The following is a 565-nucleotide window of genomic DNA, read 5'->3' as shown; positions in this document are numbered from 1 at the left end:
TATCCGGCCTCGCTGATATGCCAGTAATGCAGATGCTCCAACTGGAGCAGGGTGGCACCCTGACAGGTGTCGGCCATGCGTGTCAGACCAAGATTAATCCCATCCGCCAGGATCACCGTCAGCAGGGCGTTTTTGTCATCCGCGACACGGCTGGAACGGCGATGGGTAAAGCAGTCGGTGAAGCTGATCCAGCGGTCCACTTCCAGCAGAAGATCAGTAATCTTGATGCGTGGCAGCCGGTCGTAAGCCGCCCGCCTCAACTCTTCCACAGCAGGGGGTGTAATTGCTTTCAGAGGCGAAATCACAAGACCATGTGCATCAAGCCGGACCTGTGACAACTCGCCCTTCCTGGCAAGAGCCGTCACCCGGTTCAGCGCGGTTTCCAGCACTGCACGCCGTTGAGAAAGGAACGTGTCAGCCGTAGCATTGATCGCCAGAGGCAACGGTCCTTGCGCGCGCATCGCTGCAAACGTGGCTTCCGGAAGAAGGTAGGTGTCGAATGCGCGGTATTGGCGACTTTCCGTTACCCAGATGTCTCCGGCACGCAGACGCTCGCGCAGCTGGG

1 protein-coding gene is annotated in these 565 nt (G+C 58.8%); it reads right to left on the bottom strand.

Going from position 1 to position 565, the window contains the following annotated elements; genetic code table 11:
- The coding region (locus KP705_RS16425; RefSeq protein WP_215765024.1) for a Tn3 family transposase at nt 1-565 on the bottom strand (565 nt) is incomplete at both ends.

The organism is Gluconobacter sp. P1D12_c (assembly GCF_018812105.1).
GTDB classification, from domain to species: Bacteria; Pseudomonadota; Alphaproteobacteria; order Acetobacterales; family Acetobacteraceae; genus Gluconobacter; species Gluconobacter oxydans_A.
This window is presented reverse-complemented; position numbering and strand designations above follow the sequence as displayed.